The 25810-nt window shown below is 68.0% G+C and carries 26 protein-coding genes; 17 read left to right on the forward strand and 9 right to left on the reverse strand.

Annotated elements, in window-relative coordinates:
* Positions 1-169: 169 nt before the first annotated feature.
* Positions 170-817 (forward strand): envelope integrity protein Cei, encoded by a 648-nt coding sequence (cei, locus tag BN3385_RS23170; protein WP_059020355.1) that lies wholly within the window; start codon positions 170-172, stop codon positions 815-817.
* 3 nt (positions 818-820) lie between these two features.
* Here the strand turns inward: cei and BN3385_RS23175 are convergent, their stop codons facing one another.
* Positions 821-1681 carry an inositol monophosphatase family protein gene (locus tag BN3385_RS23175; protein WP_059022350.1) on the reverse strand — a complete coding sequence of 287 codons (861 nt, stop codon included), beginning with the start codon at positions 1679-1681 and terminating at the stop codon, positions 821-823.
* Between the two features lie 101 nt (positions 1682-1782).
* Between BN3385_RS23175 and ppgK the strand changes: the two genes are divergently transcribed.
* From ppgK to BN3385_RS23200, 4 genes are all read left to right on the forward strand, one after another.
* A complete protein-coding gene (ppgK, locus tag BN3385_RS23180; protein ID WP_059020356.1) occupies positions 1783-2559 on the forward strand; it encodes a polyphosphate--glucose phosphotransferase in 777 nt (258 codons plus the stop codon).
* A 177-nt stretch (positions 2560-2736) separates the two neighbouring features.
* Complete coding sequence (locus BN3385_RS23185; RefSeq protein WP_059022351.1) at positions 2737-4233, forward strand: RNA polymerase sigma factor; 1497 nt, start codon at positions 2737-2739, stop codon at positions 4231-4233.
* A gap of 285 nt (positions 4234-4518) precedes the next feature.
* A complete protein-coding gene (locus tag BN3385_RS28750) occupies positions 4519-4935 on the forward strand; it encodes a hypothetical protein (RefSeq protein WP_059020358.1) in 417 nt (138 codons plus the stop codon).
* A gap of 324 nt (positions 4936-5259) precedes the next feature.
* Positions 5260-5664 (forward strand): RidA family protein, encoded by a 405-nt coding sequence (locus tag BN3385_RS23200; RefSeq protein WP_156432860.1) that lies wholly within the window; start codon positions 5260-5262, stop codon positions 5662-5664.
* Here BN3385_RS23200 and BN3385_RS23205 read toward each other — a convergent pair.
* Positions 5613-5978: a DUF952 domain-containing protein gene (locus tag BN3385_RS23205; RefSeq protein ID WP_059020364.1), complete on the reverse strand. Its 366-nt coding sequence runs from the start codon at positions 5976-5978 to the stop codon at positions 5613-5615. The genes BN3385_RS23200 and BN3385_RS23205 overlap by 52 nt on opposite strands.
* Positions 5979-6138: 160 nt before the next feature.
* Between BN3385_RS23205 and BN3385_RS23210 the strand changes: the two genes are divergently transcribed.
* Positions 6139-6330, forward strand: coding sequence for a DUF7455 domain-containing protein (locus BN3385_RS23210; protein WP_059020366.1), 192 nt, complete (start codon positions 6139-6141; stop codon positions 6328-6330).
* Positions 6331-6390: 60 nt separating this feature from the next.
* On the forward strand, positions 6391-7383 hold the full coding sequence (locus tag BN3385_RS23215; RefSeq protein ID WP_059020368.1) for a YihY/virulence factor BrkB family protein: 993 nt from the start codon (positions 6391-6393) through the stop codon (positions 7381-7383).
* On the opposite strand, the gene BN3385_RS23220 is transcribed toward BN3385_RS23215, so the two are convergent.
* Entirely contained in the window at positions 7370-7609 is a 240-nt protein-coding gene (locus BN3385_RS23220) for a DUF3039 domain-containing protein (RefSeq protein ID WP_059022352.1), read from the reverse strand. The genes BN3385_RS23215 and BN3385_RS23220 overlap by 14 nt on opposite strands.
* Before the next feature lie 59 nt (positions 7610-7668).
* Here BN3385_RS23220 and BN3385_RS23225 point away from each other — a divergent pair, with 59 nt between their 5' ends.
* The 3 genes from BN3385_RS23225 to BN3385_RS23235 all read left to right on the forward strand — a co-directional run bounded on the left by BN3385_RS23225 (position 7669) and on the right by BN3385_RS23235 (position 10005).
* On the forward strand, positions 7669-8085 hold the full coding sequence (locus tag BN3385_RS23225) for a DUF3099 domain-containing protein (protein WP_059020370.1): 417 nt from the start codon (positions 7669-7671) through the stop codon (positions 8083-8085).
* Positions 8086-8232: 147 nt separating this feature from the next.
* On the forward strand, positions 8233-9192 hold the full coding sequence (gene sigB / locus BN3385_RS23230) for a sigma-70 family RNA polymerase sigma factor SigB (protein WP_059022353.1): 960 nt from the start codon (positions 8233-8235) through the stop codon (positions 9190-9192).
* Positions 9193-9312: 120 nt separating this feature from the next.
* Complete coding sequence (locus BN3385_RS23235; RefSeq protein WP_059020371.1) at positions 9313-10005, forward strand: iron-dependent transcriptional repressor DtxR; 693 nt, start codon at positions 9313-9315, stop codon at positions 10003-10005.
* 6 nt (positions 10006-10011) lie between these two features.
* On the opposite strand, the gene BN3385_RS23240 is transcribed toward BN3385_RS23235, so the two are convergent.
* Positions 10012-11070 carry a DUF4192 domain-containing protein gene (locus BN3385_RS23240; RefSeq protein WP_059020373.1) on the reverse strand — a complete coding sequence of 353 codons (1059 nt, stop codon included), beginning with the start codon at positions 11068-11070 and terminating at the stop codon, positions 10012-10014.
* A 160-nt stretch (positions 11071-11230) separates the two neighbouring features.
* Here BN3385_RS23240 and sthA point away from each other — a divergent pair, with 160 nt between their 5' ends.
* Complete coding sequence (gene sthA, locus BN3385_RS23245) at positions 11231-12643, forward strand: Si-specific NAD(P)(+) transhydrogenase (protein WP_059020375.1); 1413 nt, start codon at positions 11231-11233, stop codon at positions 12641-12643.
* 4 nt (positions 12644-12647) lie between these two features.
* Here the strand turns inward: sthA and BN3385_RS23250 are convergent, their stop codons facing one another.
* Positions 12648-13433: a trypsin-like serine peptidase gene (locus BN3385_RS23250; protein ID WP_059020377.1), complete on the reverse strand. Its 786-nt coding sequence runs from the start codon at positions 13431-13433 to the stop codon at positions 12648-12650.
* A 168-nt stretch (positions 13434-13601) separates the two neighbouring features.
* Here BN3385_RS23250 and BN3385_RS23255 point away from each other — a divergent pair, with 168 nt between their 5' ends.
* Genes BN3385_RS23255 through BN3385_RS23265 form a run of 3 tightly spaced genes read left to right on the forward strand, consistent with a single transcriptional unit; the run spans position 13602 to position 16357 of the window.
* Positions 13602-14576 (forward strand): proteasome assembly chaperone family protein, encoded by a 975-nt coding sequence (locus tag BN3385_RS23255; protein WP_059020378.1) that lies wholly within the window; start codon positions 13602-13604, stop codon positions 14574-14576.
* Between the two features lie 32 nt (positions 14577-14608).
* Positions 14609-15631, forward strand: a complete 1023-nt coding sequence (locus BN3385_RS23260; RefSeq protein ID WP_059020380.1) for an alpha/beta fold hydrolase — start codon at positions 14609-14611, stop codon at positions 15629-15631.
* Between the two features lie 39 nt (positions 15632-15670).
* The gene (locus tag BN3385_RS23265) at positions 15671-16357 is read left to right on the forward strand and encodes a PhzF family phenazine biosynthesis protein (protein ID WP_059020382.1); all 687 of its coding nucleotides are present in this window, start codon (positions 15671-15673) and stop codon (positions 16355-16357) included.
* A 6-nt stretch (positions 16358-16363) separates the two neighbouring features.
* On the opposite strand, the gene nrdR is transcribed toward BN3385_RS23265, so the two are convergent.
* Both nrdR and BN3385_RS23275 read right to left on the reverse strand, forming a co-directional pair.
* Positions 16364-16828 carry a transcriptional regulator NrdR gene (gene nrdR / locus BN3385_RS23270; protein WP_059020385.1) on the reverse strand — a complete coding sequence of 155 codons (465 nt, stop codon included), beginning with the start codon at positions 16826-16828 and terminating at the stop codon, positions 16364-16366.
* 98 nt (positions 16829-16926) lie between these two features.
* A complete protein-coding gene (locus BN3385_RS23275) occupies positions 16927-17409 on the reverse strand; it encodes a LysM peptidoglycan-binding domain-containing protein (RefSeq protein WP_059022354.1) in 483 nt (160 codons plus the stop codon).
* A 214-nt stretch (positions 17410-17623) separates the two neighbouring features.
* On the opposite strand from BN3385_RS23275, the gene lexA reads away from it, so the two are divergent.
* On the forward strand, positions 17624-18334 hold the full coding sequence (gene lexA, locus BN3385_RS23280; RefSeq protein WP_059020387.1) for a transcriptional repressor LexA: 711 nt from the start codon (positions 17624-17626) through the stop codon (positions 18332-18334).
* 12 nt (positions 18335-18346) lie between these two features.
* On the opposite strand, the gene BN3385_RS23285 is transcribed toward lexA, so the two are convergent.
* Complete coding sequence (locus BN3385_RS23285; protein WP_082690611.1) at positions 18347-20437, reverse strand: LGFP repeat-containing protein; 2091 nt, start codon at positions 20435-20437, stop codon at positions 18347-18349.
* 204 nt (positions 20438-20641) lie between these two features.
* A complete protein-coding gene (locus BN3385_RS23290; RefSeq protein ID WP_059022355.1) occupies positions 20642-21802 on the reverse strand; it encodes an acyl-CoA dehydrogenase family protein in 1161 nt (386 codons plus the stop codon).
* A gap of 467 nt (positions 21803-22269) precedes the next feature.
* On the opposite strand from BN3385_RS23290, the gene BN3385_RS27850 reads away from it, so the two are divergent.
* Both BN3385_RS27850 and BN3385_RS23300 read left to right on the forward strand, forming a co-directional pair.
* A complete protein-coding gene (locus BN3385_RS27850; protein ID WP_082690612.1) occupies positions 22270-23244 on the forward strand; it encodes a 5'-methylthioadenosine/S-adenosylhomocysteine nucleosidase family protein in 975 nt (324 codons plus the stop codon).
* A 27-nt stretch (positions 23245-23271) separates the two neighbouring features.
* Positions 23272-25554: a molybdopterin guanine dinucleotide-containing S/N-oxide reductase gene (locus BN3385_RS23300; RefSeq protein WP_059020391.1), complete on the forward strand. Its 2283-nt coding sequence runs from the start codon at positions 23272-23274 to the stop codon at positions 25552-25554.
* Positions 25555-25810: the final 256 nt, after the last annotated feature.

Below are 25810 nucleotides of genomic sequence, written 5' to 3' on the forward strand. Positions count from 1 at the left end.
TCTCGTCCCCTCGTAACCTCAGCAGAGCTTTGTATCAGCGTCGAACGCATCCGCCAAACGATTCGTGCCCATATCACAGCGCGTTGAAGTGTGATTTACGTCATATTCATTGATATGCCGTGTTGGGCGTGTTCCACCCCGGTGCCTGAGGTGGTTCTAGAGTGCTTCCGTGGTCGCACACATAACCGAGGGCACCGCCTTCGACAAGCACGGTCGCCCCTTCCGCAGGCGCAACTATCTGCCCGGGATCATCGCGCTGGGCGTGCTGTTCGTGATCACCGCCCTGGTGTGGGGGATCGTGCTGACCCGGCCGGTCGACGTCCGGGAAGCCGCCGCCTGCAATCCCCCACCGGCGGCCGATGCCAATGCCCCCAAGCTGGGCCAGCAGGTTTCCCGGTCCACCCTGATCGACGTGGCACCGGCCAAGCTCGCCGAGGCCAAGATCCGGGTGCTCAACGCCAGCGGCCAGGGCGGTCAGGCCGGCGAGGTGGCCGGCGCCTTGCGCGACCTGGGTTTTGCCCAGCCCACCGCGGCCAACGACCCGGTCTACACCGGCGAGCGCCTCAACTGCCAGGGCCAGATCCGGTTCGGCCCCAACGGGAAGCCCGGCGCCGCCGCGGTCTGGCTCGTCGCGCCCTGCGTGGAGCTCTACCAGGACGACCGTCAGGACGACTCCGTCGACCTGGCCATCGGCACCGACTTCACCACGCTGGCCCACAGCGACGACATCGACGCCGTCCTGGCCGGCCTGCGGCCCGACGCCACCGAACCGGCGGACTCGGCGCTGATCGCCAAGATCCACAACGGAACCTGCTGACCCTCACGGCAGGGGGCGCAGCCCCCCGAAGCCGTCGAGCGCCTCGATCAGCGGGGTGAACACGCCCGGCGCGGCGGCTACCAACAGGGCGCCGTCACCCTCATCGGGTTCTGGAAGGCGCACCAGCGCACCGGATTCGACGGCCACCAACGCGGCCGCAGCCCAGTCCCACACGTGCAGACCGTGCTCGTAGTGCGCGTCCAGTCGGCCTTCGGCGACCAGGCACAGATCCACCGCCGCCGAACCGATCCGCCGCACGTCGCGGACCACGGGCAGCATCCGGGCCAGCAGCGCGGCCTGCTCGGCGCGGCGCGCCGCCGCGTAACCGAACCCGGTGCCCACCAACGTCATCGACAGCTCGCTGACCCTGCTGCAGCGCAGCGTCTGCCGACTGCCCCCGCGCAGCACGTGTGCTCCCCCGCCGCGGGCGGCCGAGTACACGTCACCGCTGACCACGTCGGCCACCGCCCCGGCCACCGACACCCCGTCGATCTGGGCGGCCACCGAGATGGCGTAGGCCGGAAGGCCGTAGATGAAGTTGACGGTGCCGTCGATGGGATCGAGCACCCAGCACACCCCGGCGCCGGAATCGGTCTGCGGGCCGCCACCCTCCTCGCCGAGGATCGCGTCGCCCGGGCGCTGCGCGGCCAGCCGATCCCGCAGCAGCCGTTCGGTTTCGGTGTCGACCACCGTCACCGAATCGGTGGGCGTGCTCTTGGATTGCACGGCGTTCGCCGACTCCGGGGTATCGCTGCCGGGCCGCTGGCCGAAGATCTCGGCGCGTCGTCGTCGCACGAAGGCCGCCGCCTCGATCGCCAGCGCCTCGGCGAGCGCCCTGAGGTGTTCGGGACCGTCATCGCTCACCGGACCATCGCAGCACACACCGTGTGACACCGACACATCAAGCGGTGGGTACGCACTAGTGTGTGGATCGCGCAGAGACCCCGCCTCGCCCAGGAGCAGCCATGACCGACACCGAGACCGGCCCAGGACAACATCGAGGATTCGGCGTCGACGTCGGGGGCAGTGGCGTCAAGGGCGGCATTGTCGATCTCGACACCGGCCAGCTCATCGGCGAACGCTTCAAGCTGCTGACCCCGCAGCCCTCGACTCCCGAAGCGGTGGCCAAGACGGTCGCTGAGGTGGTCAGGCACTTCGAGTGGACCGGGCCGCTGGGGGTCACCTATCCCGGAGTCGTGGTCAACGGGGTGGTGCAGACCGCAGCCAACGTCGACAAGGGCTGGATCGGGACCAACGCCTCGGAGATCATCGGCGCCGCCCTCGACGGTCAGCAGGTGACCGTCCTCAACGACGCCGACGCGGCAGGACTCGCCGAAGAGCGCTATGGCGCCGGACGCGCCGAGAGCGGTGTTGTGGTGCTGCTGACATTCGGCACCGGAATCGGCTCGGCGGTGATCCATAAAGGCGTGCTGCTGCCCAACACCGAGTTCGGCCACCTCGAGGTCGGCGGCAAGGAAGCCGAGCACCGGGCGGCCTCCTCGGTCAAGGAGCGCAAGGACTGGAGCTACGCGCGCTGGAGCGAAGAGGTCACCAAAGTGCTGGTCGCGATCGAGAATCTGATCTGGCCGGACCTCTTCATCGCCGGCGGCGGGATCAGCCGCAAGGCCGACAAGTGGATTCCGCTGCTGAAGAACCGCACCCCCGTGGTGGCCGCCGAGCTGCTCAACGAGGCGGGCATCGTGGGCGCGGCGATGGCGGCCGCAGGCAACGCCCGGCACTGAATTTTGCCCGCGGAGCGCGGTGCAGGGCGCAGCAGTAGTTACAATGGTCGATGGCGGCCGCCTACCGGATAGCGGCAAGTATCCCCCACGAGATCCACGCCGATATTCCTGATAGCCGACGCTTTCGGTCGGGCGCGCCCACGCCCGCCGACAGCCAGCACGACCGAAAGGGTGTACGTGGCAGCGACCAAAGCAAGCCCGGCAACCGACGAGCCGGTGAAGCGCACCGCCACCAAGTCCCCCGCGAAGAAGGCGGCGGCCAAGGCACCCAACGGTTCCGCCCCCGCCAAGCGGGCCACCAAAGCCCCCGCCGCACGGGCTGCCAAGCCCGAGGGCGAGGACGCCGAAACCACCATCAAGACCCGGCCCGCCGCCAAGGCCGCAGCCAAGAAGGCCACCAAGGCTCCCGCTGGGCGCGCCAAGAAGGCCGACCCCACCGGTGAGGCGGGTGTCGAGGGCGACGTCGTCGCCGAGGATCTGGACACCGACCTCGACGCCGATCCCGAACTCGACGTCACCGACGACGACCTGGAGCTCGACGACCTCGAAGACGTTGCCGAGGACGAGGTCGAGGAGGTAGCCGACGAAGAGGCCACCGACGAGGAGGCGGCCCCCGCTGCCGAGACCGACGAAGCCGCCGAGGACGACGACATCGCCGAGCCGTCCGAGAAGGACAAGGCCTCGGGAGACTTCGTCTGGGACGAAGAGGAGTCCGAGGCGCTGCGCCAGGCGCGCAAGGACGCCGAGCTCACCGCCTCGGCCGACTCGGTCCGCGCCTACCTCAAGCAGATCGGCAAGGTCGCGCTGCTCAACGCCGAGGAAGAGGTGGAGCTGGCCAAACGGATCGAAGCCGGTCTGTACGCCACCCAGAAGCTCGCCGAGCTCGCCGAGAAGGGCGAGAAGCTGCCGGTGCAGCAGCGCCGCGACATGCAGTGGATCTGCCGCGACGGCGACCGCGCCAAGAACCACCTGCTGGAGGCCAACCTTCGTCTGGTGGTGTCGCTGGCCAAGCGCTACACCGGCCGCGGCATGGCGTTCCTGGACCTCATCCAGGAGGGCAACCTCGGTCTGATCCGCGCGGTGGAGAAGTTCGACTACACCAAGGGCTACAAGTTCTCCACGTACGCCACCTGGTGGATCCGTCAGGCCATCACCCGCGCCATGGCCGACCAGGCCCGCACCATCCGTATCCCGGTGCACATGGTCGAGGTGATCAACAAGCTCGGCCGTATCCAGCGCGAGCTGCTTCAGGATCTGGGTCGCGAGCCCACTCCCGAAGAGCTCGCCAAGGAGATGGACATCACGCCGGAGAAGGTGCTGGAGATCCAGCAGTATGCGCGTGAGCCAATCTCGCTGGACCAGACCATCGGCGACGAGGGCGACAGCCAGCTCGGTGACTTCATCGAAGACAGCGAGGCCGTGGTGGCCGTGGACGCCGTGTCGTTCACGCTGCTGCAGGATCAGCTGCAGTCGGTGCTCGAGACGCTCTCGGAGCGCGAGGCCGGCGTGGTACGGCTGCGGTTCGGCCTGACCGACGGCCAGCCGCGCACCCTCGACGAGATCGGCCAAGTGTACGGGGTGACCCGTGAGCGCATCCGTCAGATCGAGTCCAAGACCATGAGCAAGCTGCGCCACCCCAGCCGCTCGCAGGTCCTGCGCGACTACCTGGACTAAGCGCCGCCACCCACATCGGCTAGCCCGATCAGCTTGGGCTGCAACACAATCCGCTGACCATCAGTAGCCAGCGCGTTCTCATCGCCCGTTCCGTGGGCACGGCGGGCGACCCTGGGCGTTTGCTGGACTTTGTTGCATCACGGTCAAATACCTGTACGGCGGGGTCCCCGCGATGACATGATCATCAAGATCAGCTCTTCCCGGACCTCCCAGTCGAAGGGTTTTCTTGTGTCATCACAATCCGATTCGCGGCCGATTCACCCTGTCTCACGTTCAGCTCTGTCCTTGGCGATCGGTACGGCGTTTGCCGGCGCCGGTCTGCTCCTGGCCACCGCGGGCACCGCGCAGGCGGCACCGGCCGAGGAATCCTCACCCAGCGGCTTGCAGTGCCTGATGACCAACACCGACTGCCCGTCCGGTCAGGCGGCCGCGAAGACCGTCGCGTTGGCGACGCCGGTCGCCAACGTCAACATCCGCGACGTCCCGATCATCGGCATCTTCATCGGCAACGGCGCCGACGCCCAGCCCGGCTGCGTCGGCACCGCCTGCAACGGTGGCAACGCCGGTCTGCTGTTCGGCAACGGTGGTAACGGCCTCGACGGCGGCACCGGTGGCAACGGTGGCTTCTTCTTCGGCCGCGGCGGCAACGGCGGGGCGCTGGGTGGCGGGGGGCGCAGGCGGGACCGGCGGCGCGGGCGGTAAGGGCGGATCCGGCGCCAACGGCGCGAATCAGGGCAGCACGGGCGGCACCGGCAGCACCGGAGGGTCCGCAACAGGCGGCGTCGGCGGCAAGGGCGGCACCGGCGGCTCGGGCGGTTCCGGCGGGGCCGGCAGCAGCTGATCCGGCCAGGTCGACCTACGGGCGGGAGCGGCCTCATGTCCAGCACGCTTCAGTTGCTTGGACTTCGAGCACTGGAAGGAAAACCGCCCCCGCGTAATTGACGCTAGCGGTCGCAGACCACTGGCGACAACCGACGCGAAAAACTCGGATGCGCAAGCGGTTCCGGTCGGCCTACCCTGAGCGCCGTGACCGCGCGGGTGAATCTGTCCTCGGAATCCGTCTACGAGCCGGAAGTCGGGTACTCGCGTGCTGTCCGCAGTGGGCCGCTGATCGTGGTCTCCGGCACCACCGCGCCGGGCCCGGATATCACCGAGCAAACCCGAAAGGCGTTGCAGCGCATTGAATCTGCGCTGCAATCACTGGGTGCTGAGCTCTCCGACGTGATTCGCACCCGGATCTACGTCACCGACATCTCACAGTGGCGGGAGGTCGGTGCGGTGCACGCCGAGTTCTTCGGCACCGTCCGGCCGGCGGCAACCATGGTCGAGGTGTCGGCTCTGATCGAACCGGACCTGCTCGTCGAGATCGAAGCCGACGCCTACGTCGGTGACACCAGCGGCGGGAAAAGGCCGTCCGCACCCGGGGTATAGGTGGTGACCTCGACGACGGCGTCGACCGGTAGCGGGCCGTACAGGTGCGGGAACAGCATCGACTCGGGATCGGTTGCCACACCCGGCTCCCACCGCAGCGGGGCGGCCAGGCGGCTCGGGTCGATGTGCAACAGCACCAGGTCGGTGCGACCGGCATACAGGCGGTTGGCCGGCAGGTGCACCTGATGCGGTGCCGACAGGTGGACGAACCCGACCTCGGCCAGTGACGCGGGGCAAAGTTCGCCACCGGCCTCGGCGTTGTCCCAGTCACACCGTCCGCACAGGTGGAGTAAGAAATCCGGATTCGGGTACATACGACCACACTGCACCACCCGCAACACGAGGAAGCGTGAGACACGACACAACCTCAAACCCCCGGGGAACAAGGCCGGAACGCAAAACGTCTGAGACAGTAGAGATACGCGACGGTGGCGCCGAAACCGCCGGCGCGCTGAGCACCTTACGGAGGAGCCCATGAACGCAACCCTGACCAGTCCCGAATTGACCAGGGCTGATCGCTGCGACCGCTGCGGTGCGGCGGCCCGGGTGCGAGCAAAGCTTCCTTCCGGTGCCGAACTGCTGTTCTGCCAGCACCACGCCAACGAGCACCAGGCCAAGCTCATCGAGCTGGCTGCGGTGATCGAAGTGAGCCCCGCGGACGCATGACCCGGCCTGACGGCCGCGTCGCTGGGCAGGACCGGCACCGTCAGGAATGCTGGACTGGTCATGACTGACCAGCCTGTGAAGCCATCCCGCCATCACGTGTGGCGCATCACCAAGAGAACCCTGTCGAAAAGCTGGGACGATTCGATCTTTTCGGAGTCTGCCCAGGCGGGTTTCTGGTCGGTGCTGTCACTGCCGCCCCTGCTGCTCGGCATGCTCGGCAGCCTGGCCTACATCGCCCCGCTGTTCGGGCCGGACACGCTGCAGCGGATCCAGGACCAGCTGATCGGGACCGCCAACAGTTTCTTCTCCAAGAACGTGGTGGCCGAGATCATCGAGCCGACGGTCCGCGACATCGTCGCCGGCGCCCGCGGTGAGGTCGTCTCAGTGGGCTTCGTCATCAGCCTGTGGGCGGGCTCATCGGCTGTGTCGGCGTTCGTCGACTCGGTGGTCGAGGCCCATGACCAGACCCCGCTGCGCCACCCGGTGCGGCAGCGCTTCTTCGCCCTCGGCTTGTACGTGGTGATGCTCGTGGTGGTGATCGCCGCAGCGCCGTTCGTCGCGCTGGGTCCGCGCAAGGTCTCCGAGTACATCCCGGACAGCTGGGACAACGTGCTGCGCTACGGCTACTTCCCTGCCCTGATCCTTGTCGTGATCGTCGCCGTGACCGTGCTCTACCGGGTCTCGCTGCCCAAGCCGCTGCCGACCCACCGGCTGATCTGGGGCGCCGTGCTGGCGGTGGCGGTGTTCGTGGTGGCCACGATGGGCCTGCGGTTCTACCTGACCTGGATCACCAGCACCGGCTACACCTACGGTGCGCTGGCCACCCCGATCGCGTTCCTGCTGTTCGCGTTCTTCCTGGGCTTCGCGATCATGTTCGGCGCCGAACTCAACGCCGCCATCCAGGAGGAGTTCCCCGCGCCGGTCCCCCGCGGCCACCAGTTGCGGACCTGGCTGCAGCGCAAGGCCCGTTCACTGGGCGAGAACACCAACGGCGCGGCCAAACCATCCGAGCCGAGTCCGGAGCCCCAGGGCGAGCCGGTCAGCCCTTCTTGAGCGACTCGTAGACCCGCTTGCAATCCGGGCAGACCGGCGAGCCCGGCTTGGCCGCCCGAGTCACCGGGAAGACCTCCCCGCACAGGGCCACGACGTGGGTTCCCATGACCGCGCTCTCGGCGATCTTGTCCTTCTTGACGTAGTGGAAGACCTTGGGGGCGTCGTCGTCGGTCCCGTCGTCGACGCGTTCGTCGCTGTCGGTGCGTTCGATCGTCTGGGTCTGCATGAACACCATTCTGCCCGGTTAGACAGATGTAAGAAACCGACCGGCTTAAACGCCCCCGAATGTGGAACAGTAGAGGCATGAAGCATGAGGTGGGTTTCGACGACGACGGTCGGCCCGTGCTCATCACCGCGGCGGCACCTGCCTACGAAGAGCAGCACCGCGCGCGGGTGCGTAAGTACTTGAAAATCATGTCTTTTCGCATCCCGGCCCTGCTTCTGGCGGCGGTCGCCTACGGAATCTGGCACAACGGCCTGATCTCGCTGGCCATCATCGCGGTGTCGCTGCCGCTGCCGTGGATTGCCGTGCTGATCGCCAACGACCGGCCGCCGCGCCGCGCTGAGGAACCGCGCCGCTACAACGACATGCCCAACCGCACCCAGCTGTTCCCGCGGCCGGACCGCCGGGCCATTGAGGCCGGCTTCACCCCCACCGCGCAACCGCATCAGACCGGACCGGCCGACGCCGGTTCCCACTGAGCGCCAGCACGCCCCTTTCTCAGCACATTCTCAGGACCTCGCCGCATTTGTGCACGTCAGGGGGTGTGAGACGACGGAACCGTGGGAACTCTTAGCTCCGATCAGACGTTGGACAGTGTGACAGTCGGAGCCGATCAGGAGGCCACCATGGCAAATGCCACCACAAGCCGGGTTGACAGCGATCTGGACGCTCAGAGTCCAGCAGCCGACCTCGTGCGCGTGTATCTGAACGGCATTGGCAAGACCGCACTACTGAGCGCCGAGGATGAGGTCGAACTGGCCAAGCGCATCGAAGCCGGCCTGTACGCCCAGCACCTGCTGGAGACCCGCAAGCGCCTCAGCGAGAACCGCAAGCGCGATCTGGCGATCATCGTGCGTGACGGCCAGGCCGCCCGCAGCCATCTGCTGGAGGCCAACCTCCGCCTGGTGGTGTCGCTGGCCAAGCGCTACACCGGTCGCGGTATGCCGCTGCTGGATCTCATCCAGGAAGGCAACCTGGGCCTGATCCGCGCGATGGAAAAGTTCGACTACACCAAGGGATTCAAGTTCTCGACGTACGCCACGTGGTGGATTCGCCAGGCCATCACCCGCGGTATGGCCGACCAGAGCCGCACCATCCGGCTGCCCGTCCATCTCGTCGAGCAGGTCAACAAGCTGGCCCGGATCAAGCGCGAGATGCACCAGAACCTGGGCCGCGAAGCCACCGACGAGGAACTGGCCGAAGAGTCCGGCATCCCGGTCGAGAAGATCAACGATCTGCTCGAGCACAGCCGCGACCCGGTGAGCCTGGACATGCCGGTCGGCAGCGACGAGGAAGCCCCGCTGGGTGACTTCATCGAGGACGCCGAGGCGATGTCGGCGGAGAATGCCGTGATCTCCGAGCTGCTGCACACCGATATCCGCAGCGTGCTGGCCACCCTCGACGAGCGCGAGCATCAGGTGATCCGCCTGCGGTTCGGCCTTGATGACGGCCAGCCGCGCACGCTGGACCAGATCGGCAAGCTGTTCGGTCTGTCCCGCGAGCGGGTCCGCCAGATCGAGCGCGAGGTCATGGCCAAGCTCCGCAACGGCGAGCGGGCCGACCGGTTGCGCTCGTACGCCAGCTGAACCACCCCTCTCCTGTGTGCCCGTCGGCCCCGCCGGCGGGCACACAGCTGTCTGCCGACGGTGTTGTCCGACCATTCGCCCAGCAGCGCCAGTAGACTCGTCGACGACGAAGGGTGACCTATGAACGACTTGGTCGATACCACCGAGATGTACCTCCGGACCATCTACGACCTCGAAGAAGAGGGTGTGACGCCGCTGCGCGCACGCATCGCGGAGCGGCTGGAGCAAAGCGGCCCGACGGTCAGCCAGACCGTCGCCCGGATGGAACGTGACGGACTGCTGCACGTGGCCGGTGACCGCCACCTCGAACTGACCGAGAAGGGCCGCGCGCTGGCCATTTCGGTGATGCGCAAGCACCGGTTGGCCGAGCGCCTGCTCGTTGACGTGATCGGGCTGCCCTGGGAGGAAGTCCACGCCGAGGCCTGCCGCTGGGAGCACGTCATGAGTGACGATGTCGAGCGCAGGCTGGTCAAGGTGCTCGACGACCCGACGGTGTCCCCGTTCGGCAACCCGATTCCCGGCCTGGCGCTGCTGGGCCTGGACAGCCGCGTCCAGCACCCCGACTACAACCTGGTGCGCCTCACCGAACTGCCTGCCGGCTCGCCGGTCGCGGTGGTCGTGCGGCAGCTCACCGAGCATGTTCAGGGCGATGTCGCGCTGATCAGCCGACTCAAGGATGCCGGTGTGGTGCCCAACGCCCGGGTGCAGGTGGAGAACAACCCGAACGGCAGCGTCACGATCATTATCGGCGGCCACGAGAACGTCGACCTGCCGCATGAGATGGCCCACGCGGTGAAGGTCGAGAAGGTCTAGCACCACCTAGACCGCCCGGCGCCCGAAGATCCGGCGCGGCGGTAGCTGCACCCCGAGGCGTTTGGCCAGCCGGTATCCGGTTCCGGCGAGTTCGCGAATCTGCTCGGGGCGCATCCCGGACTGCAGCGCGGTGTCGAGCATGCCCGCCATCCGATGCTCGGGATCCACACGCAGCGCCGCCTCCAACGACAGCCCCGCCAGCGGCCCGTCACCACGCGCATAGGCCGAAAAGGCCAGCAGGACAAGCGCTTCCACGCGCCACAGGCTGGGCAGGCTGCGCGCCAGCAAGGCCCACAACGTCTCGGCCTCCCCCGCTCCCGACCCGACCGCCAGCGCGTAGAGCGTGTCGCGCACCGCGACGTCGGTGATCGCACACGCTAGCGCGGCCAGCTCGTCGTCCTCGAGGTGTTCCCCGGCGCTGACCCTGGCGGCCGCGGCGATCGTGGCCTCGACGTCACGGCGCACGCAGGCGTCGGTGTCGGCACGCCAGGCCGGGTCCTTCTCGATGGCGCAGCGCCCGATCAGGTCGATCAGCGACTCGGCGTGCGCCGGGTCGGCCAGCGCGATCACCGCCTGCAGGTCGGCGCGCCGCCCGTAGAGCCGTCGGCCGTCGAGTACCGCGGCGGCGGCCAGCGGGGACGCCATCGGATCCTCGACCGGCCCGCTCTCCTCGCAGCCGTCAGCGCAGTGCCACGTGCCACCGGCCTCGATCCGGTCGACCACATGCGCGGCGTACAGCGACATCTGCTCGTCGGCCAGTGCGGCGCCCAGCGCATCGCACAGTTCGCGGTAATCGTCGTTGCACATCGGGCAGGGTGCGCCCTTGTCGTCGACGATGACGGCGATCACGGACTCGGCACCCGAGCCGGAGGCCAGGTCGACGAGATGCCCGACCCCGCCGGCCAGGGCATCGGTGAGGTCGGCACGCATGACGGCACCCATCTGGCCGTGCTCGAGGGCGATGAGCACCAGGGAGTGCTCAGGGACGAATCCCAGGACAGCGGGAATGGCGGCGATGAGGGCGCCGGGACGATTGATCCGGTAATCGGGGCGGTAGGTGGTCATGGCCCCGACGCTGTCAACAATCCCCGTCAGGACCCCGTCCGCCGACCTCCTTCGCCCGTCAACCTGTGGATGAAATCCGGTCTGGGGATGACGCAGTGTTCACGTCGTATTGACACCGTCGGCATGCGAGATTCGGCAAACCGGCGTACACCTGTTGCTCATGGGAGTGGAATACGACCTCGTCGTCATCGGCTCGGGTCCCGGCGGGCAGAAGGCTGCCATCGCCGCGGCCAAGCTCGGCAAGACGGTGGCGATCATCGAGCGCGGCCGGATGCTCGGCGGTGTCTGTGTGAACACCGGAACCATCCCGTCGAAGACACTGCGCGAAGCGGTGCTCTACCTGACCGGCATGAGCCAGCGCGAACTGTACGGTGCCAGCTACCGGGTCAAGGAGAAGATCACCCCGGCCGACCTGCTCGCCCGCACCCAGCACGTCATCGGCAAAGAGATCGACGTGGTGCGAAACCAGTTGATGCGCAACAAAATCGAGCTGTACACCGGTCTCGGCCGATTCCTCGACGACCACACGATCCTGGTGGAGGATCCGACCCGCGCCGAGCGCATCACCGTCAGCGGCCGCTACATCATCATCGCGACGGGCACCGTTCCCGCTCGGCCCCCCGGCGTCGCGTTCGACGAGAACCGGGTGCTGGACTCCGACGGCATCCTGGACCTCAAAACCATCCCGTCGTCGATGGTGGTCGTCGGCGCGGGCGTGATCGGCATCGAGTACGCCTCGATGTTCGCCGCCCTGGGAACCAAGGTCACCGTGGTGGAGAAGCGCGACTCGATGCTGGAGTTCTGCGACCCCGAGATCGTCGAGTCGCTGCGCTTCCACCTGCGGGACCTGGCGGTGACGTTCCGGTTCGGCGAAGAGGTCACCGCGGTCGACGTCGGCGAGAACGGCACCGTCACCACCTTGGCCAGCGGCAAGCAGATCCCGGCCGAGACGGTGATGTACTCGGCGGGACGCCAGGGCCAGACCGACGGGCTCGACCTGCCCAATGCCGGCCTGGAGGCCGACAACCGCGGCCGAATCTTCGTCGACGACAAGACTTTCCAGACCAAGGTCGATCACATCTACGCTGTCGGCGACGTCATCGGCTTCCCGGCGCTGGCCGCCACCTCGATGGAGCAGGGCCGGCTGGCCGCCTACCACGCCTTCGGCGAACCGACCGCCGGCATCACCGCCCTGCAGCCGATCGGCATCTACTCCATCCCCGAGGTGTCTTACGTCGGCGCCACCGAGGTCGAACTCACCAAGGACTCCATCCCCTACGAGGTCGGCGTCTCGCGCTACCGCGAACTGGCCCGCGGCCAGATCGCCGGCGACTCCTACGGCATGCTCAAGCTGCTGGTGTCCACCGAGGACCTCAAGCTGCTCGGCGTCCATATCTTCGGCACCAATGCCACCGAGATGGTGCACATCGGCCAGGCCGTGATGGGCTGTGGCGGCACCGTGGAATACCTGGTGGACGCGGTGTTCAACTACCCGACGTTCTCCGAGGCCTACAAGGTGGCCGCGCTGGACGTGATGAACAAGATGCGCGCACTGAGCCAGTTCCGGAAGTGAGCGGCTAACACTCGCTGGCGAACGTGTTGGGCGCGGCATCGCCGGGTCCGCCGGCCTCGGCACGCTTGAGCAGGGCCGCGGTCGCGGCATCGAACGGCGCCGAGAACGAGACGCTGTCCTGGCAGCCGCCGGCGTCGCGGCCTCCGATCACGCCGACCACCTCGGGTCCCTTGATCCACGGGGCCCCGCTGGTGCCGTCCACCAGGCCGCCGCACTGCAGGGTCTGGAAACCGCCGGTGTCGACGCTGGCGATGGTGTCGCAGCTGATCGGGTCACCGCCCACCCCGAGCGGATAGCCGACGATCGTCACCTGGCTGAACTCCGTCGGGGTGGCCCCGAGATCCAGGGCGGCACCGGCCGCGGTCTCGATCGAGCCGCCGGACGGCCGGCTCACCCGCAGGAAGGCGTAATCGGCCATCGGGTCCTGGGTGGCCACCCAACGGGGGTCGAGGTAGACGGCATCGACGGTCCAGATGTTCGCCGGGTCGGCCTTGTCGGCGAATCCGGGCACGAACGTGGCGGGATAGCCGTCGGCCAGGCAATGCGCGGCGGTCAGCACCAGATTCTTGGAGGCCGAACGGACCACCGATCCGGTGCAGGTGTGGGTGTCGGTGGCGCCCAGGAACAGCGCTCCCACCGCAGGCCGGGGTGTCACCGCCCGGGCCGTGATGGCCTCCCCTTCGGGCTCGGTGCGCCCGGCAGCCTTGGCCGGGGGCTCGGCAGCCTGCTGACAGCCCGCCAGCAGCACGGCGGCCGCTGTGATGCTCACCGCCGCCACAACCGTCCGCATCAGGAGATCATGCCTGATCTCGCCTGCGAGCAGGGAACGAGCGCACCGGCGCCTGCGTTGTGCAGACGAGGGCTCCCCCCGATGGCGCCCGGCCGGATCTGCGAGACACTAGGGGTCACGGTATGCGGGCGACGACGACGTCCCCAGACACCGCGAGGAGGCGAAACGATGGCTGACGAGCACGGACAGCACTATCAACCCGAGCCGACCGGGATGTACGAGCTGGAGTTCCCGGCACCGCAACTGTCCTCGTCCGACGGGCGCGGACCCGTCCTGCTGCATGCCCTGGAGGGGTTCTCCGACGCCGGCCACGCCATCCACCTGGCTGCCGAGCACCTGCGCAACGTCCTGGACACCGAGCTGGTCGCCTCGTTCGCCATCGACGAGCTGCTGGACTACCGGTCACGCCGGCCGGTGATGACGTTCAAGACCGACCACTTCACCAACTACGAAGAGCCGGAGCTGAACCTCTACGCCCTCCACGACAGCATGGGGACGCCGTTTCTGCTGCTCGCGGGGCTGGAGCCGGACCTGAAGTGGGAACGCTTCGTCACCGCGGTGCGCCTGCTGGCCGAGCGACTCGGGGTGCGCCAGACCATCGGTCTGGGCACCATTCCGATGGCGGTGCCGCATACCCGCCCGGTGTCGATGACCGCCCACTCGAACAACCGCGAACTCATCGCCGACATCCAGCCCTGGGTCGGTGAGGTGCAGGTTCCGGGCAGCGTGTCGAACCTGCTGGAGTACCGGATGGCCCAGCACGGCCACGAGGTCGTCGGCTTCACCGTGCACGTCCCGCACTATCTGGCCCAGACCGACTACCCCATCGCCGCCGAGGCGCTGCTGGAACAGGTCGCGAGGACGACTTCGCTGCAGCTGCCGCTGCGCGCCCTCACCGACGCCGGTGCGGCCGTCCGGACCAAGATCGATGAGCAGGTAGAGGCCAGTCCCGAGGTCGCTCAAGTGGTGACGGCGCTGGAGCGCCAGTACGATGCATTCGTTGCCGCGCAGGAGAACCGGTCGCTGTTGGCACGCGACGAGGAACTCCCCAGCGGGGACGAACTCGCCGGGGAGTTCGAGCGATTCCTGGCCCAGCACGCCGAGGACTTCAAGGACGGTTTCACCGACGACGGCGAGACCTGACGACAGTCCCCGCACCGACAATGAGGTTGGAGATGCCGCAGCGAAAGCCCAATCTGCAGCCGGTGCGGGAAGTCACGCCCACCCTGCACTTCAAGACCATCCACGGTTACCGTCGTGCCTTCCGCGTCGCCGGTTCCGGACCGGTGCTACTGCTCATCCACGGGATCGGCGACAACTCGACGACCTGGCATTCGGTGCACAGCAAGCTGGCGCAGCGGTTCACCGTGATCGCACCCGATCTGCTGGGTCACGGCCAGTCCGACAAACCCCGCGCGGACTACTCGGTGGCCGCCTACGCCAACGGCATGCGTGACCTGCTCAGCGTGCTCGACATCGACAAGGTCACCGTCGTCGGGCACTCCCTGGGCGGCGGGGTGGCCATGCAGTTCGCCTACCAGTTCCCGCAACTGGTCGAACGGCTGATCCTCGTCGGCGCCGGCGGGGTGACCAAGGACGTCAACATCGCGCTGCGGCTGGCGTCGCTGCCGTTGGGCGGCGAGGCGCTGGCACTGCTGCGGCTGCCGATGGTGCTCCCCGCGCTGCAGGTGGCCGGCCGCGCGCTGGGCACCGTGTTCGGGTCCACCGGCCTGGGCCGCGATATCCCCGATGCGCTGCGGATCCTGACCGATCTGCCCGAGCCGACCGCATCCTCGGCGTTCACCCGCACACTGCGCTCGGTGGTGGATTGGCGTGGCCAGGTGGTGACCATGCTCGACCGATGTTATCTGACGGAATCCGTTCCCGTGCAACTGATTTGGGGCGAGCAGGACGCCGTCATCCCGGTGGGTCACGCCAAGATGGCACACTCCGCCATGCCCGGTTCGCAGCTGGAGATCTTCGCGCGATCCGGGCATTTCCCGTTCCATGACGATCCCGACCGGTTCGTCGAAGTGGTGGAACGGTTCATCGACGCCACCGCACCTGCCGAATACGACCAGAATGCGCTTCGGGATCTGTTGCGGACCGGGATCAGTGAGCGATCGGTGACCGGCTCGCTGGACACCCGGGTCGCAGTTCTCGACGCGATGGGCACCGACGAACGCAGCGCCACCTGATCGATGCACTGGCGCGGGACAGCGCCGTAGAGTCGGTTCATGACCGTCGACGTCGCCGTCCTGCGGGTATTCACCGATTCCGCGGGCAATCTCGGTAATCCGCTCGGAGTGGTGGACGCCGCGACCGTGCCACCTGCCGACCGGCAACGCATCGCCACCGAATTGGGTTACAGCGAAACGATTTTCATCGATCTACCCGAACCCGGGTCGACAACCGCACACGCCCACATCTTCACCCCCGCCGTCGAGTTGCCCTTCGCCGGGCATCCGACCGTCGGAGCCGGGTGGTGGCTGCGCGAGCGGGGCACACCGGTGCACACCCTGCAGGTGCCCGCCGGCATCGTCCAGATCGGCCAGGACGGCGAGTTCACCACGGTGCGGGCGCGCGCCGAATGGTCTCCGGAGTTCGTGATCCACGACCTGGACTCCGTGGACGACGTGCTGGCGGCCGACGCGGCCGACTACGCCGATGACGCCTATCACTACCTGTGGGCCTGGACGGACCGAGAGCGCGGCCACATCCGGTCCCGGATGTTCGCCAACGAGGTGGGCGTTCCGGAGGACGAGGCGACGGGGTCTGCTGCGGCCAGGATGACCGACTATCTGAGCCGCGACCTGGCCATCACGCAGGGCAAAGGGTCGCAGATCTCTACGACCTGGAGCCCGGAGGGCTGGGTGGTGATCGCCGGACGGGTGGTCGCCGACAGCTCGCGCCAGATCGACTGAGTCGGGTCAGCCCGAGGTGCCGACCTTACGGTGGGCCCGCAGCGCCTCGATCTCGCGTTCGAAATCCTCCGCTGAGCTGAACGACCGGTAGACCGAGGCGAATCGCAGGTAGGCGACCTCGTCGAGCTCGCGCAACGGACCCAGGATGGCCAGCCCCACTTCGTGACTGGGGATCTCCGGCGAACCCGCCGCGCGCACGGTGTCCTCGACCTGCTGGGCGAGCAGATTCAGGGCGTCGTCATCGACCTGCCGGCCCTGGCAGGCCCGGCGGACGCCGCTGATGACCTTCTCCCGGCTGAACGGCTCGGTGACGCCGCTGCGCTTGACGACCGCCAGCACCGCGGTCTCCACGGTGGTGAACCGTCGCCCGCATTCCGGACAGGAGCGACGTCGGCGAATGGCCTGGCCCTCGTCGGTTTCGCGGGAGTCGACAACCCGGGAATCGGGATGACGGCAAAACGGACAGTGCATGACCGCTCCTTCGCCGCCGCAGCCGGGTGATGTGAACCACCCAGAGCCTACCCGCGGCGTCCACCGGGGTGCGCCGACGCCACCCATGGTGGTGCGGATCAGCCGATGGGGGCGATAAGGGTCTGGCCGGCGTCCAGGGCGGCCGAGTCGAGCTTGTTGAGATCGCGGATCCGCTCCACCACCTGCGACACCGGCGCGTCCGGGGCGACCCGGGAGGCGACCTGCTGCAGCGTCTCACCGGCCTGCACCCGGACCACCGCCAGCTGGTCGGGCACCTGCGCGGGCGCCACTTCGGCCGAACTGAAGTGGAAGACCGAACCCAGCCACAGCGTGATCAGCGCCGCGAGGCCGGCCAGCACGATGGTCACCGTGGTACTCACCGGCTTGCGGGTGTGCACTGCCCGGGAGACCCCGATCCCGCTGCCCTGGTAGCGCAGGGGCGCCACCGCCGGACGCGCCGGCCCGGGGCGCTGGCTGCGGTTCCGCGCCGGGCGTACCCGGTACCCGGTGACCGGACCGTCGGCCTGCCGGCGGTACTCCGACGGCCATGCCACCACCTGCCGATCGTCGATGACTGTCATGTCCGCTCCTTCCTCCGAGGCGCCCACTGTTCGCTCTTGTGTTCGAAATATACTCGATCATCTGTTCGATACTCGAACATGCGAGCGAGCGTGTCGGAAGAATAAAACGGGCCACCGACAAGTTTCGGCGGCCGGGATTCGAACACCGCGACACGATGCGACACGGTCGAACAAATGTTTGATTGTGTCCCCGCGGGGGACTACATTCGGCGCTATGAGTGACCGCAGTGACACATCGTCTTCTTCGTCGGGTACCGACACCAGCCGCCGCGACGGGGGTCCCGATTCAGGTTTGACCGAGCGGCAGCGGACCATTCTCGAGGTCATCCGCACCTCCGTCACCACCCGTGGCTATCCCCCGAGCATCCGGGAGATCGGCGACGCCGTGGGACTCACCTCGACGTCCTCAGTGGCCCACCAGCTGCGCACCCTGGAGCGCAAGGGCTACCTGCGCCGGGATGCCAACCGGCCCCGCGCCGTCGATGTCCGCAGCGCCGATGATCTGCCGACGCCGCCGGTCACCGAGGTCGCCGGCTCCGATGCACTGCCGGAGCCGACGTTCGTACCGGTGCTGGGCCGCATCGCCGCCGGCGGTCCGATCCTCGCCGAGGAGGCCGTCGAAGACGTCTTCCCGCTGCCGCGTGAGCTGGTCGGCGAGGGTTCGCTGTTCCTGCTGAAGGTGGTCGGCGAATCGATGGTGGATGCCGCCATCTGTGACGGCGACTGGGTGGTGGTGCGTCAGCAGAACGTCGCCGACAACGGCGACATCGTGGCGGCGATGATCGACGGCGAGGCCACGGTCAAGACGTTCAAGCGGACCGGCGGCCAGGTGTGGCTGATGCCGCACAACCCGGCGTTCGATCCGATCCCCGGTAACGACGCCGCCATCCTGGGCAAGGTCGTCACCGTCATTCGCAAGATCTGACGGGGCGCCGGGCTACTCGGCTTTGTGGAAGCCGTTGGCCTGGGCCAGTTCCTCGCTGGCGAACCACACTTCCGGAATGGTGTGGTCGTAGAGCTCGGAATCCGGCGTGTAGTACAGCCCGGAATGGGTGTTGGCCTTGATCACGTAGCCTTCGGGCGCCTGATACGGATCGGCCAGTGGCAGGTGGATCGCCGGGCGCGCCTGGCCCTGGTCCACGTCCGCATCAGACTGCAGATCCTCGGCGGGCTCCATGGTGACGTCCTCGTCCGGAACCACCGGAACCTCGTCGGGTTCCTCGGCGGCACGGCGGCGGCGCGGCGCGCCGAACTCGCCCATGTCCAGACGCCACATCGACTGGGACTCTTCGAGATTCACCGCGGCGTGGCGGCCCGAGTCGCTGGCCTCGTCGGCCGACTCCTCCTCGATGTCCTCCTCGACCTCGGCGTATTCGACGTAGTCGGGATGGGCATCGTCGGGTTCGAGGTCAGGTTCGGCGACCTCGTGCTCGACCGGAATGCGGGTCGGCGTGGTGTCGATCGAATCCTGGTCGCCGTCGAAGACGTCGTCGGGACCCGGCATGGTCTTGGTGTCCGCACCGGCGGCCGACCAGCTGAAGCCGGACGAGTCGGGAACCTGAACGCGGCTGCCCTCGGGGTATCCGGAGTAGCGCGACGACTCGGACTCACCGGGCCAGCGATCGTCGTCGTCGTAGTCGGAGTCCTCGAAGTCGTCCTCGTCGTCGTAGGCCGCGGCCCGGCGGCGCTGCAGCCACAGCAGGCCCAGCGCGATCACACCGACGAGCAGCACGGCCGGAATGATGACCAGCAGCCACCACCAGTGCCAGGTGAAGCCCTTGCCGCTCTTGGTGTCCGAGGTGGCGGGCGTCTGCGGCGCGGTGCCGCTGGGCAGCTCCAGGCCCGCCAGCTGTCCGGCCAGCTCCGGCGGCTTGGTGGTGAAGGCGTTGGTCGCCTTGTTGAACGACAGCTCGCCGCCGCTGAACTTCTGCGTGACGGTGTCGCCGTCGGCGGTCTGCTCGCCGGTGGGCACGCCGAGCGAACCGGTGGCGCCACCGAGCTTGGCCCAGGCCGCGTTGATCGCTCCGCGCACCACGATCGCGCCGTTGTCCGGCGTCCAGAAGATGACCGGCTTGTCCGGTGCGCTGAAGGCGCTCACCCGGCTGTTCGGCGCGCCGCCGTCGGCCTCGGTGCCGGTGGGCAGACCGAGATCACCGGTCGGGCCACCGGCCGAGTCGTACTTCGCCAGGATCGCCCCGGTGACCGCATGCGCGCCGGTGGCCGGCGAGTAGAAGATCTTGCCGCCCGCGTAATCCTGCGCGGCCCCGTCGGTCCCGACGGTGTACTGCGCACCCTGGCGGGCGCCGAGCACGCCGGTCAGACCGCCGGCCGCACGCCACGCCTGGTTGATCAGGGTCGCGGGATCGGAAGGAACCTCGACACCGGCCAGATTGGCGGCCAGGTCCGGCGGATCGGTGGTGAAGACCTTGGTGGCGTTGTTGTAGGACACCGTGCCGCCGGTGAACTTCTGGCTGACGACGTCGCCGTCGTAGCTCTCGTCCCCGGTCGGCGCGCCGAGCGTGCCGCCGGAACCGCCCAGCTTGTCCCAGGCGGCGTTGATGGCGCCGCGCACCACCCACGCGCCAGTATCGGCGGTCCAGAAGATGGCGGGCTTGTCGCTGGCACTGAAGGTGCTGACCCGGCTGTCCGGCCCCAGCAGGCCGGCCACCTCGTCGATGGTCGGGAAGCCGAGGTCGCCGTCGGCGGGACCGCCGAGCGCCTGGTACTTGTCGAGGATCGCGCCGAACAGCAGGTGAGCGCCGGTGGCCGGGGTGAAGAAGATCTTGCCGCCGCTGAAGTTCTGGGCGAATCCGTCGCCGACCGGGTAGACGTCGCCGTCCTTGGTGCCGACCGGGGAACCGTCGCCGCCGGCGGCCTGCCACGCCTGATCGATGGCCGCATTGGCCGCATCGCTTTCCGGTGAGGCCACCGCCACAGGGGCTACCAGCACCGCCGCCGCAGCCGTCGCGAACACGCCGAGCGCGAGCCGCCCGACGCCTCTGGTGAGACGACTTCCAAGCCAGGTCATGTAACTCCCCGCCGTTCCGGTCAAGATGCCTCTAGTTATAGTCCGCGTCAACTCTGCGTCAGCAGATCACGACACGCGGCTTTATCCGAGATACGGCACGCACAAACACTCGAAAACAGCACAAAGTCGTGACAAAACCGCAGGAGACGGTCCCCGGACAGCACGAAGCCCGGGCCAGTGGCCCGGGCTGTGCCGTCGAACAGGCTAAACACCCAGGCTGCGCCCGATGATCTCCTTCATGATCTCGGTGGTGCCGCCGTAGATGGTCTGGACGCGGGCATCCAGGTAGGCACGGGCCACGTTGTACTCGCGCATGTAGCCGTAGCCGCCGTGCAGCTGCAAGCAGCGGTCGATGATCCGGACCTGGGCCTCGGTGGTGTACCACTTGGCCATCGCGGCCTGCTCGGCGGTCAGCTTCTCATCGAGGTGCAGCCGGATGAACTCGTCGGTCATGATCCGCACCGCAGTGGCCTCGGTGGCCAGCTCGGCGAGCAGGAAGCGGCTGTTCTGGAACGAGCCGATCGGCTTGCCGAACGCCTTGCGCTCCTTGGTGTACTGGATGGTCTCCTCGAGCACGGCCTCGATGGCCGCGGCGGCCATGATCGCGATCGAGATGCGTTCCTGCGGCAGGTTCTGCATCAGGTAGATGAAGCCCTGGCCCTCTTCGCCGAGCAGGTTCTCCACCGGCACCTTGACGTCGGTGAACGACAGCTCGGCGGTGTCCTGGGCGTCCAAGCCGATCTTGTCGAGGTGACGGCCCCGTTCGAAGCCCTCCATACCGCGCTCGACGACCAGCAGCGAGAAGCCCAGAGCACCCTTGTCGGGGTCGGTCTGGGCGACCACGATCACCAGGTCGGAGTTGATGCCGTTGGTGATGAAGGTCTTCGACCCGTTGAGGATGTAGTGGTCACCCTGCTTGACCGCGCGGGTCTTGATGCCCTGCAGGTCGCTGCCGGTACCGGGCTCGGTCATGGCGATCGCGGTGATCAGCTCACCGGTGCAGAACTTGGGCAGCCAGCGCTGCTTCTGCTCCTCGGTGGCCAGCCGCAGCAGGTAGGGCGCCACCACGTCGTTGTGCAGGGAGAAGCCCAAACCGCTGTAGCGGCCGGCCACGGTCTCCTCGACGACGATGGTGTTGTAGCGGAAGTCGTCGTTGCCGCCGCCGCCGTACTCCTCCGGCACCGCCATCCCCAGGAAGCCCTGCTTGCCCGCTTCCAGCCAGACGCCGCGGTCGACGATCTTCTCCTTCTCCCACTGGTCGTGGTACGGCGCGACGTGGCGCTCGAGGAAGGCCCGGTAGGACTCCCGGAACAGTTCGTGCTCCGGCTCGAACAGCGTCCGGTCGTACTTGATGGCAGTGCTCATGACATATACCTCCGAGGAATCGCTGACATCGCTACGCGTGCTTGCCCACGAGGATAGACCAACCGAGTGGTTGGTCGAGAATCGGCACGGTTCGATGCTGACGTCCCTGTTCACCGCGAGTTGGGCCGCCGGCGGTCTGCCGCCGTTAGGGTGGCGACAAGTCGGGACGGTGAAGATGGGTACGACGGTGCGATCCGGTGCACGCGGGTGGCTGTGGGCCGCCGCGCTGACTGCCGGGGCGGGCGCCGCCCTGCTGATCTGGCCGGCGACGGCGACCGCCGACAGCGCGTCGAGCACCACCGCCCACCATGCCACCGGCGGGCACGCCAAGGCCGCCGCCACCGCGGCCAAACCCCACCGCTCCGCGGCCACCACCACCGTGGCCCGCTCGGCCCGGTCCACCGCGCGGCCCGCCGTGGGCTCCGGCGGATCCGGCCAGGGTTCGGCACAGCAGCGGACGCTGATCCGTGGCCCGCTCGGCCCGGTCCACCGCGCGGCCCGCCGTGGGCTCCGGCGGATCCGGCCAGGGTTCGGCACAGCAGCGGACGCTGATCCTGTCCGCCTTCCCCGCCGAGACCGACGCGATCCTGGCCCGGACCACGCTGGATTCGACCGCGCCGATCGTTGTCGACGGGTCGCACTTCTACCTCGGCGAGATGGGCGGGCGCCAGGTCGTGGTCGCGATGACCGGCATCGGCATGGTGAACGCAACCCGCACCACCACAACGGCTTTCGAGCATTTCACCGAATCATCGGGGACGACCATCGGCGCAGTGGTGTTCGCCGGGGTCGCCGGCAGCTTCGACGGCGCACAGATCGGGTCGGTCACCGTCCCCGCGCGCTGGACCGCCGATGACGGAACCACCTGGAACCCGGTGGATCCCGGACTGCTCAGCGCGGCAGGCACCCTGGCAGCCGACCTGATGAGTTCGGACACCATCGGGGACCCGGCCTGCCCGTGCAGCGGACTGACGTCGGGGCTGCGGGTCGACCTGGGCCGTGAGCCCACTCTCATCGTCGGCGGCGACGGCTCCAGCGACGACAGCAACGGTGGCGTCGCCTTTCCCGCAATTCCCTTCGGCGGTGCGATATTCGGGCCGCAACCCTGCGCGGCACCCGACTACTCACCGTGGTCCACCGGCAACTTCCTCCCGGCCATCGGACCGTTCCTGATCCACGGACTGCTCAGCAACCTCACCGGTCTGTCGGCCAACCCCAATCCGGCCGTCGACGCCGTCGACCAGGAGACCGCCGCCGCGCAGCAGGTAGCCGACGCCTACGGCGTGCCGTTTCTCGGCATCCGCGGTATCTCCGACGGCACCGGCGATCCACTGAACCTGCCCGCCATCCCGTTCCTGCAGTTCTTCGTCTACCGCCAGATCGCCGCGGACAACGCAGCCATCGTCACCGAGGCACTGCTGCGGCACTGGCCCAGCACCTAGGCCTCCCACCCCCTTACACTTTCACCCATGGGCCGAGCACCCACGAGCCTCACACACTGGGGTGCATTCAGCGCCAACGTCGCCGACGGCGAGATCACCTCCGTCACCGCACTTCCCGGCGATGCCGACCCTTCTCCCCTGCTGGGCAACATTCCCGGATCCGTGCGCCACCCGTCCCGCATCGCCGGCCCGGCCGTGCGGCGCGGCTGGTTGCGCGACGGGCCGGGCCCCAGCAGCGCCCGCGGCGCCGAGGAATTCGTCGCGGTCAGCTGGGCGGAACTGACCGACCTGCTGGCTGGTGAACTTCGCCGCGTCGTCGACACCTACGGCAACGAAGCGATCTACGGCGGTTCCTACGGCTGGGCCAGCGCGGGCCGCTTTCACCATGCTCAGAGCCAGGTGCACCGCTTCCTGAAGATGCTCGGCGGCTACACCTACTCGCGGCACTCCTACAGCCTGGGCGCCACCGGCGTGATCATGCCCCGGGTGGTCGGTACCCACGACGACCTGTTCAAGCGCTCCACCCAGTGGAGCGTCATCGCCGAGCACACCGAACTATTGGTGTGCTTCGGCGGGATCAACCTGAAGAACACCGGGATCAATCACGGCGGCACCACCGACCATCCAGCGCGCGACGCGCTGAATCGGTTCCGCGCCAAGGGCGGCCGCATCGTCTCGATCAGCCCGCTGCGCTCCGATATCGAGGGCGACTGCCAGTGGCTGCCCGCCAGACCGGGCACCGACGTCGCGATCATGCTGGCACTGGCCCACGTACTGGCCACCGAGGGACTGGCCGACCACGCCTTCCTGCAGACCTACTGCACGGGCTACGACCGCTTCGAGCGTTACCTGCTGGGCGTCGACGACGGGGTGCCCAAGTCACCGCAGTGGGCCGCCCCGATCTGCGGGCTGGACGCCGGCGACCTGACCGCACTGGCTCGCCGGATGGCCGCACAGCGCACCATCGTCACGGTCAGCTGGTCGCTGCAGCGGCTGCGGCACGGCGAACAGGCGCCCTGGATGGGGCTGACGCTGGCCGCGATGCTCGGCCAAATCGGGCTTCCCGGAGGCGGTTTCGGGCACGGCTACGGCTCCATGAACGAGCCGGGGCTGCCACCGCTGCGCTGCCGGCTGCCCTCGCTGCCTCAGGGCCCCAACCCGGTGCAGACCTTCATCCCGGTCGCTGCGATCAGCGACATGCTGCTGCACCCGGGCGAGCCGTTCGATTTCAACGGCCAGACCCTGACCTACCCGGACATCAAGTGCGTGTACTGGGCCGGTGGAAATCCGTTCCACCATCACCAGAATCTGCCCCGGCTGCGCCGCGCCCTGGCCCGGGTGGACACCGTGGTGGTGCACGACCCGTACTGGACGCCGATGGCCCGGCACGCCGACATCGTGGTGCCCTCCACGACCGCCTTTGAGCGCGACGACTTCTCCGGATCCCGCAACGACCCACTGCTGGTGGCCATGCCGGCGCTCACCGAGCCCTATGCCCAGGCCCGTGACGACTACACCACGTTCGCCGCCCTGGCCGACCGCCTCGGCTTCGGCGACCAGTTCACCGAGGGCCGCACCGCCCGGCAGTGGTTGGTGCACATGTACGACACGTGGTCGGCCGAAATCGACGTCGCGGTGCCGGATTTCCACCAGTTCTGGGCCGACGGGATGCTGCGGCTACCGGTCGAAGACGGACTGACCCTGCTGGCCGACTTCCGCGCCGACCCGCAGACCCACCGGCTGGCCACCCCCAGCGGGCGTATCGAGATCTTCTCCGAGACGATCGAGAGCTTCGGCTACGCCGACTGCGGCGGACATCCACGGTGGTACGAGCCCACCGAGTGGCTCGGTGGGCAACGCGCCGCTCGTTTCCCGCTGCATCTGATCGCCAACCAGCCCGCCAGCAGGCTGCACAGCCAGCTCGATGGTGGGGCCACCAGCCGGTCCTCGAAAGTGCAGGGCCGCGAACCGATTCGGATGCATCCCGGTGATGCCGCGCTGCGCGGCCTGGCCGACGGTGACGTGGTGCGGGTGTTCAACGATCGCGGCGCCTGTCTGGCCGGCGTGGTGCTCGATGAGGGTCTGCGCCCGCAGGTGGTGCAGTTGTCGACCGGCGCCTGGTATGACCCGCTGGACCCCGCCGACCCGGATTCGCTGTGTGTGCACGGCAATCCGAACGTGCTGACCGATGACACCGGAACCTCGGCACTGGCCCAGGGGTGCACCGGCGCGGCGGTGCTGGTCGAGGTGGAGAAGTTCGACGGGGTGCTGCCGCCGGTGCGCGCCCACCAACCGCCGGTCGTCAGATGAACTTCGCCATCGGTGGATGTCAGCAATCGTTGGCAGTCACCGCCGGGCACTGATCGAGCCGCGATTCACCGAGGCACCCACTGCGTCGCAGCGTCACCGCGAGACTCGGTCGACCGGTTGAATAGGGAACGGCCGCAGATATATCTACCCGGCCTTCGCGTCGGACATCACGACAACGTCACACATTTTTCTCAGCTTTTTCTCACGTTTGTCTGGTGTGGCCGCGGCGCGAGTGCGAGGATTCCAGCAAGCCCGG

Origin of the sequence: Mycobacterium sp. M26, from assembly GCF_001494595.1 — a bacterium.
In the GTDB taxonomy this organism is placed as follows: Bacteria; Actinomycetota; Actinomycetes; order Mycobacteriales; family Mycobacteriaceae; genus Mycobacterium.

Excerpts from the sequence above, each read along its gene's own strand:
- ppgK (WP_059020356.1), top strand. The coding sequence starts at position 1,783 with ATGACCGACACCGAGACCGGCCCAGGACAACATCGAGGATTCGGCGTC.
- BN3385_RS23205 (WP_059020364.1), bottom strand. The coding sequence starts at position 5,978 with ATGTACCCGAATCCGGATTTCTTACTCCACCTGTGCGGACGGTGTGAC.
- BN3385_RS23210 (WP_059020366.1), top strand. The coding sequence starts at position 6,139 with ATGAACGCAACCCTGACCAGTCCCGAATTGACCAGGGCTGATCGCTGC.
- BN3385_RS23215 (WP_059020368.1), top strand. The coding sequence starts at position 6,391 with ATGACTGACCAGCCTGTGAAGCCATCCCGCCATCACGTGTGGCGCATC.
- BN3385_RS23220 (WP_059022352.1), bottom strand. The coding sequence starts at position 7,609 with ATGCAGACCCAGACGATCGAACGCACCGACAGCGACGAACGCGTCGAC.
- BN3385_RS23225 (WP_059020370.1), top strand. The coding sequence starts at position 7,669 with ATGTGGAACAGTAGAGGCATGAAGCATGAGGTGGGTTTCGACGACGAC.
- sigB (WP_059022353.1), top strand. The coding sequence starts at position 8,233 with ATGGCAAATGCCACCACAAGCCGGGTTGACAGCGATCTGGACGCTCAG.
- BN3385_RS23235 (WP_059020371.1), top strand. The coding sequence starts at position 9,313 with ATGAACGACTTGGTCGATACCACCGAGATGTACCTCCGGACCATCTAC.
- BN3385_RS23240 (WP_059020373.1), bottom strand. The coding sequence starts at position 11,070 with ATGACCACCTACCGCCCCGATTACCGGATCAATCGTCCCGGCGCCCTC.
- sthA (WP_059020375.1), top strand. The coding sequence starts at position 11,231 with ATGGGAGTGGAATACGACCTCGTCGTCATCGGCTCGGGTCCCGGCGGG.
- BN3385_RS23250 (WP_059020377.1), bottom strand. The coding sequence starts at position 13,433 with ATGCGGACGGTTGTGGCGGCGGTGAGCATCACAGCGGCCGCCGTGCTG.
- BN3385_RS23255 (WP_059020378.1), top strand. The coding sequence starts at position 13,602 with ATGGCTGACGAGCACGGACAGCACTATCAACCCGAGCCGACCGGGATG.
- BN3385_RS23260 (WP_059020380.1), top strand. The coding sequence starts at position 14,609 with ATGCCGCAGCGAAAGCCCAATCTGCAGCCGGTGCGGGAAGTCACGCCC.
- BN3385_RS23265 (WP_059020382.1), top strand. The coding sequence starts at position 15,671 with ATGACCGTCGACGTCGCCGTCCTGCGGGTATTCACCGATTCCGCGGGC.
- nrdR (WP_059020385.1), bottom strand. The coding sequence starts at position 16,828 with ATGCACTGTCCGTTTTGCCGTCATCCCGATTCCCGGGTTGTCGACTCC.
- BN3385_RS23275 (WP_059022354.1), bottom strand. The coding sequence starts at position 17,409 with ATGACAGTCATCGACGATCGGCAGGTGGTGGCATGGCCGTCGGAGTAC.
- lexA (WP_059020387.1), top strand. The coding sequence starts at position 17,624 with ATGAGTGACCGCAGTGACACATCGTCTTCTTCGTCGGGTACCGACACC.
- BN3385_RS23285 (WP_082690611.1), bottom strand. The coding sequence starts at position 20,437 with ATGACCTGGCTTGGAAGTCGTCTCACCAGAGGCGTCGGGCGGCTCGCG.
- BN3385_RS23290 (WP_059022355.1), bottom strand. The coding sequence starts at position 21,802 with ATGAGCACTGCCATCAAGTACGACCGGACGCTGTTCGAGCCGGAGCAC.
- BN3385_RS23300 (WP_059020391.1), top strand. The coding sequence starts at position 23,272 with ATGGGCCGAGCACCCACGAGCCTCACACACTGGGGTGCATTCAGCGCC.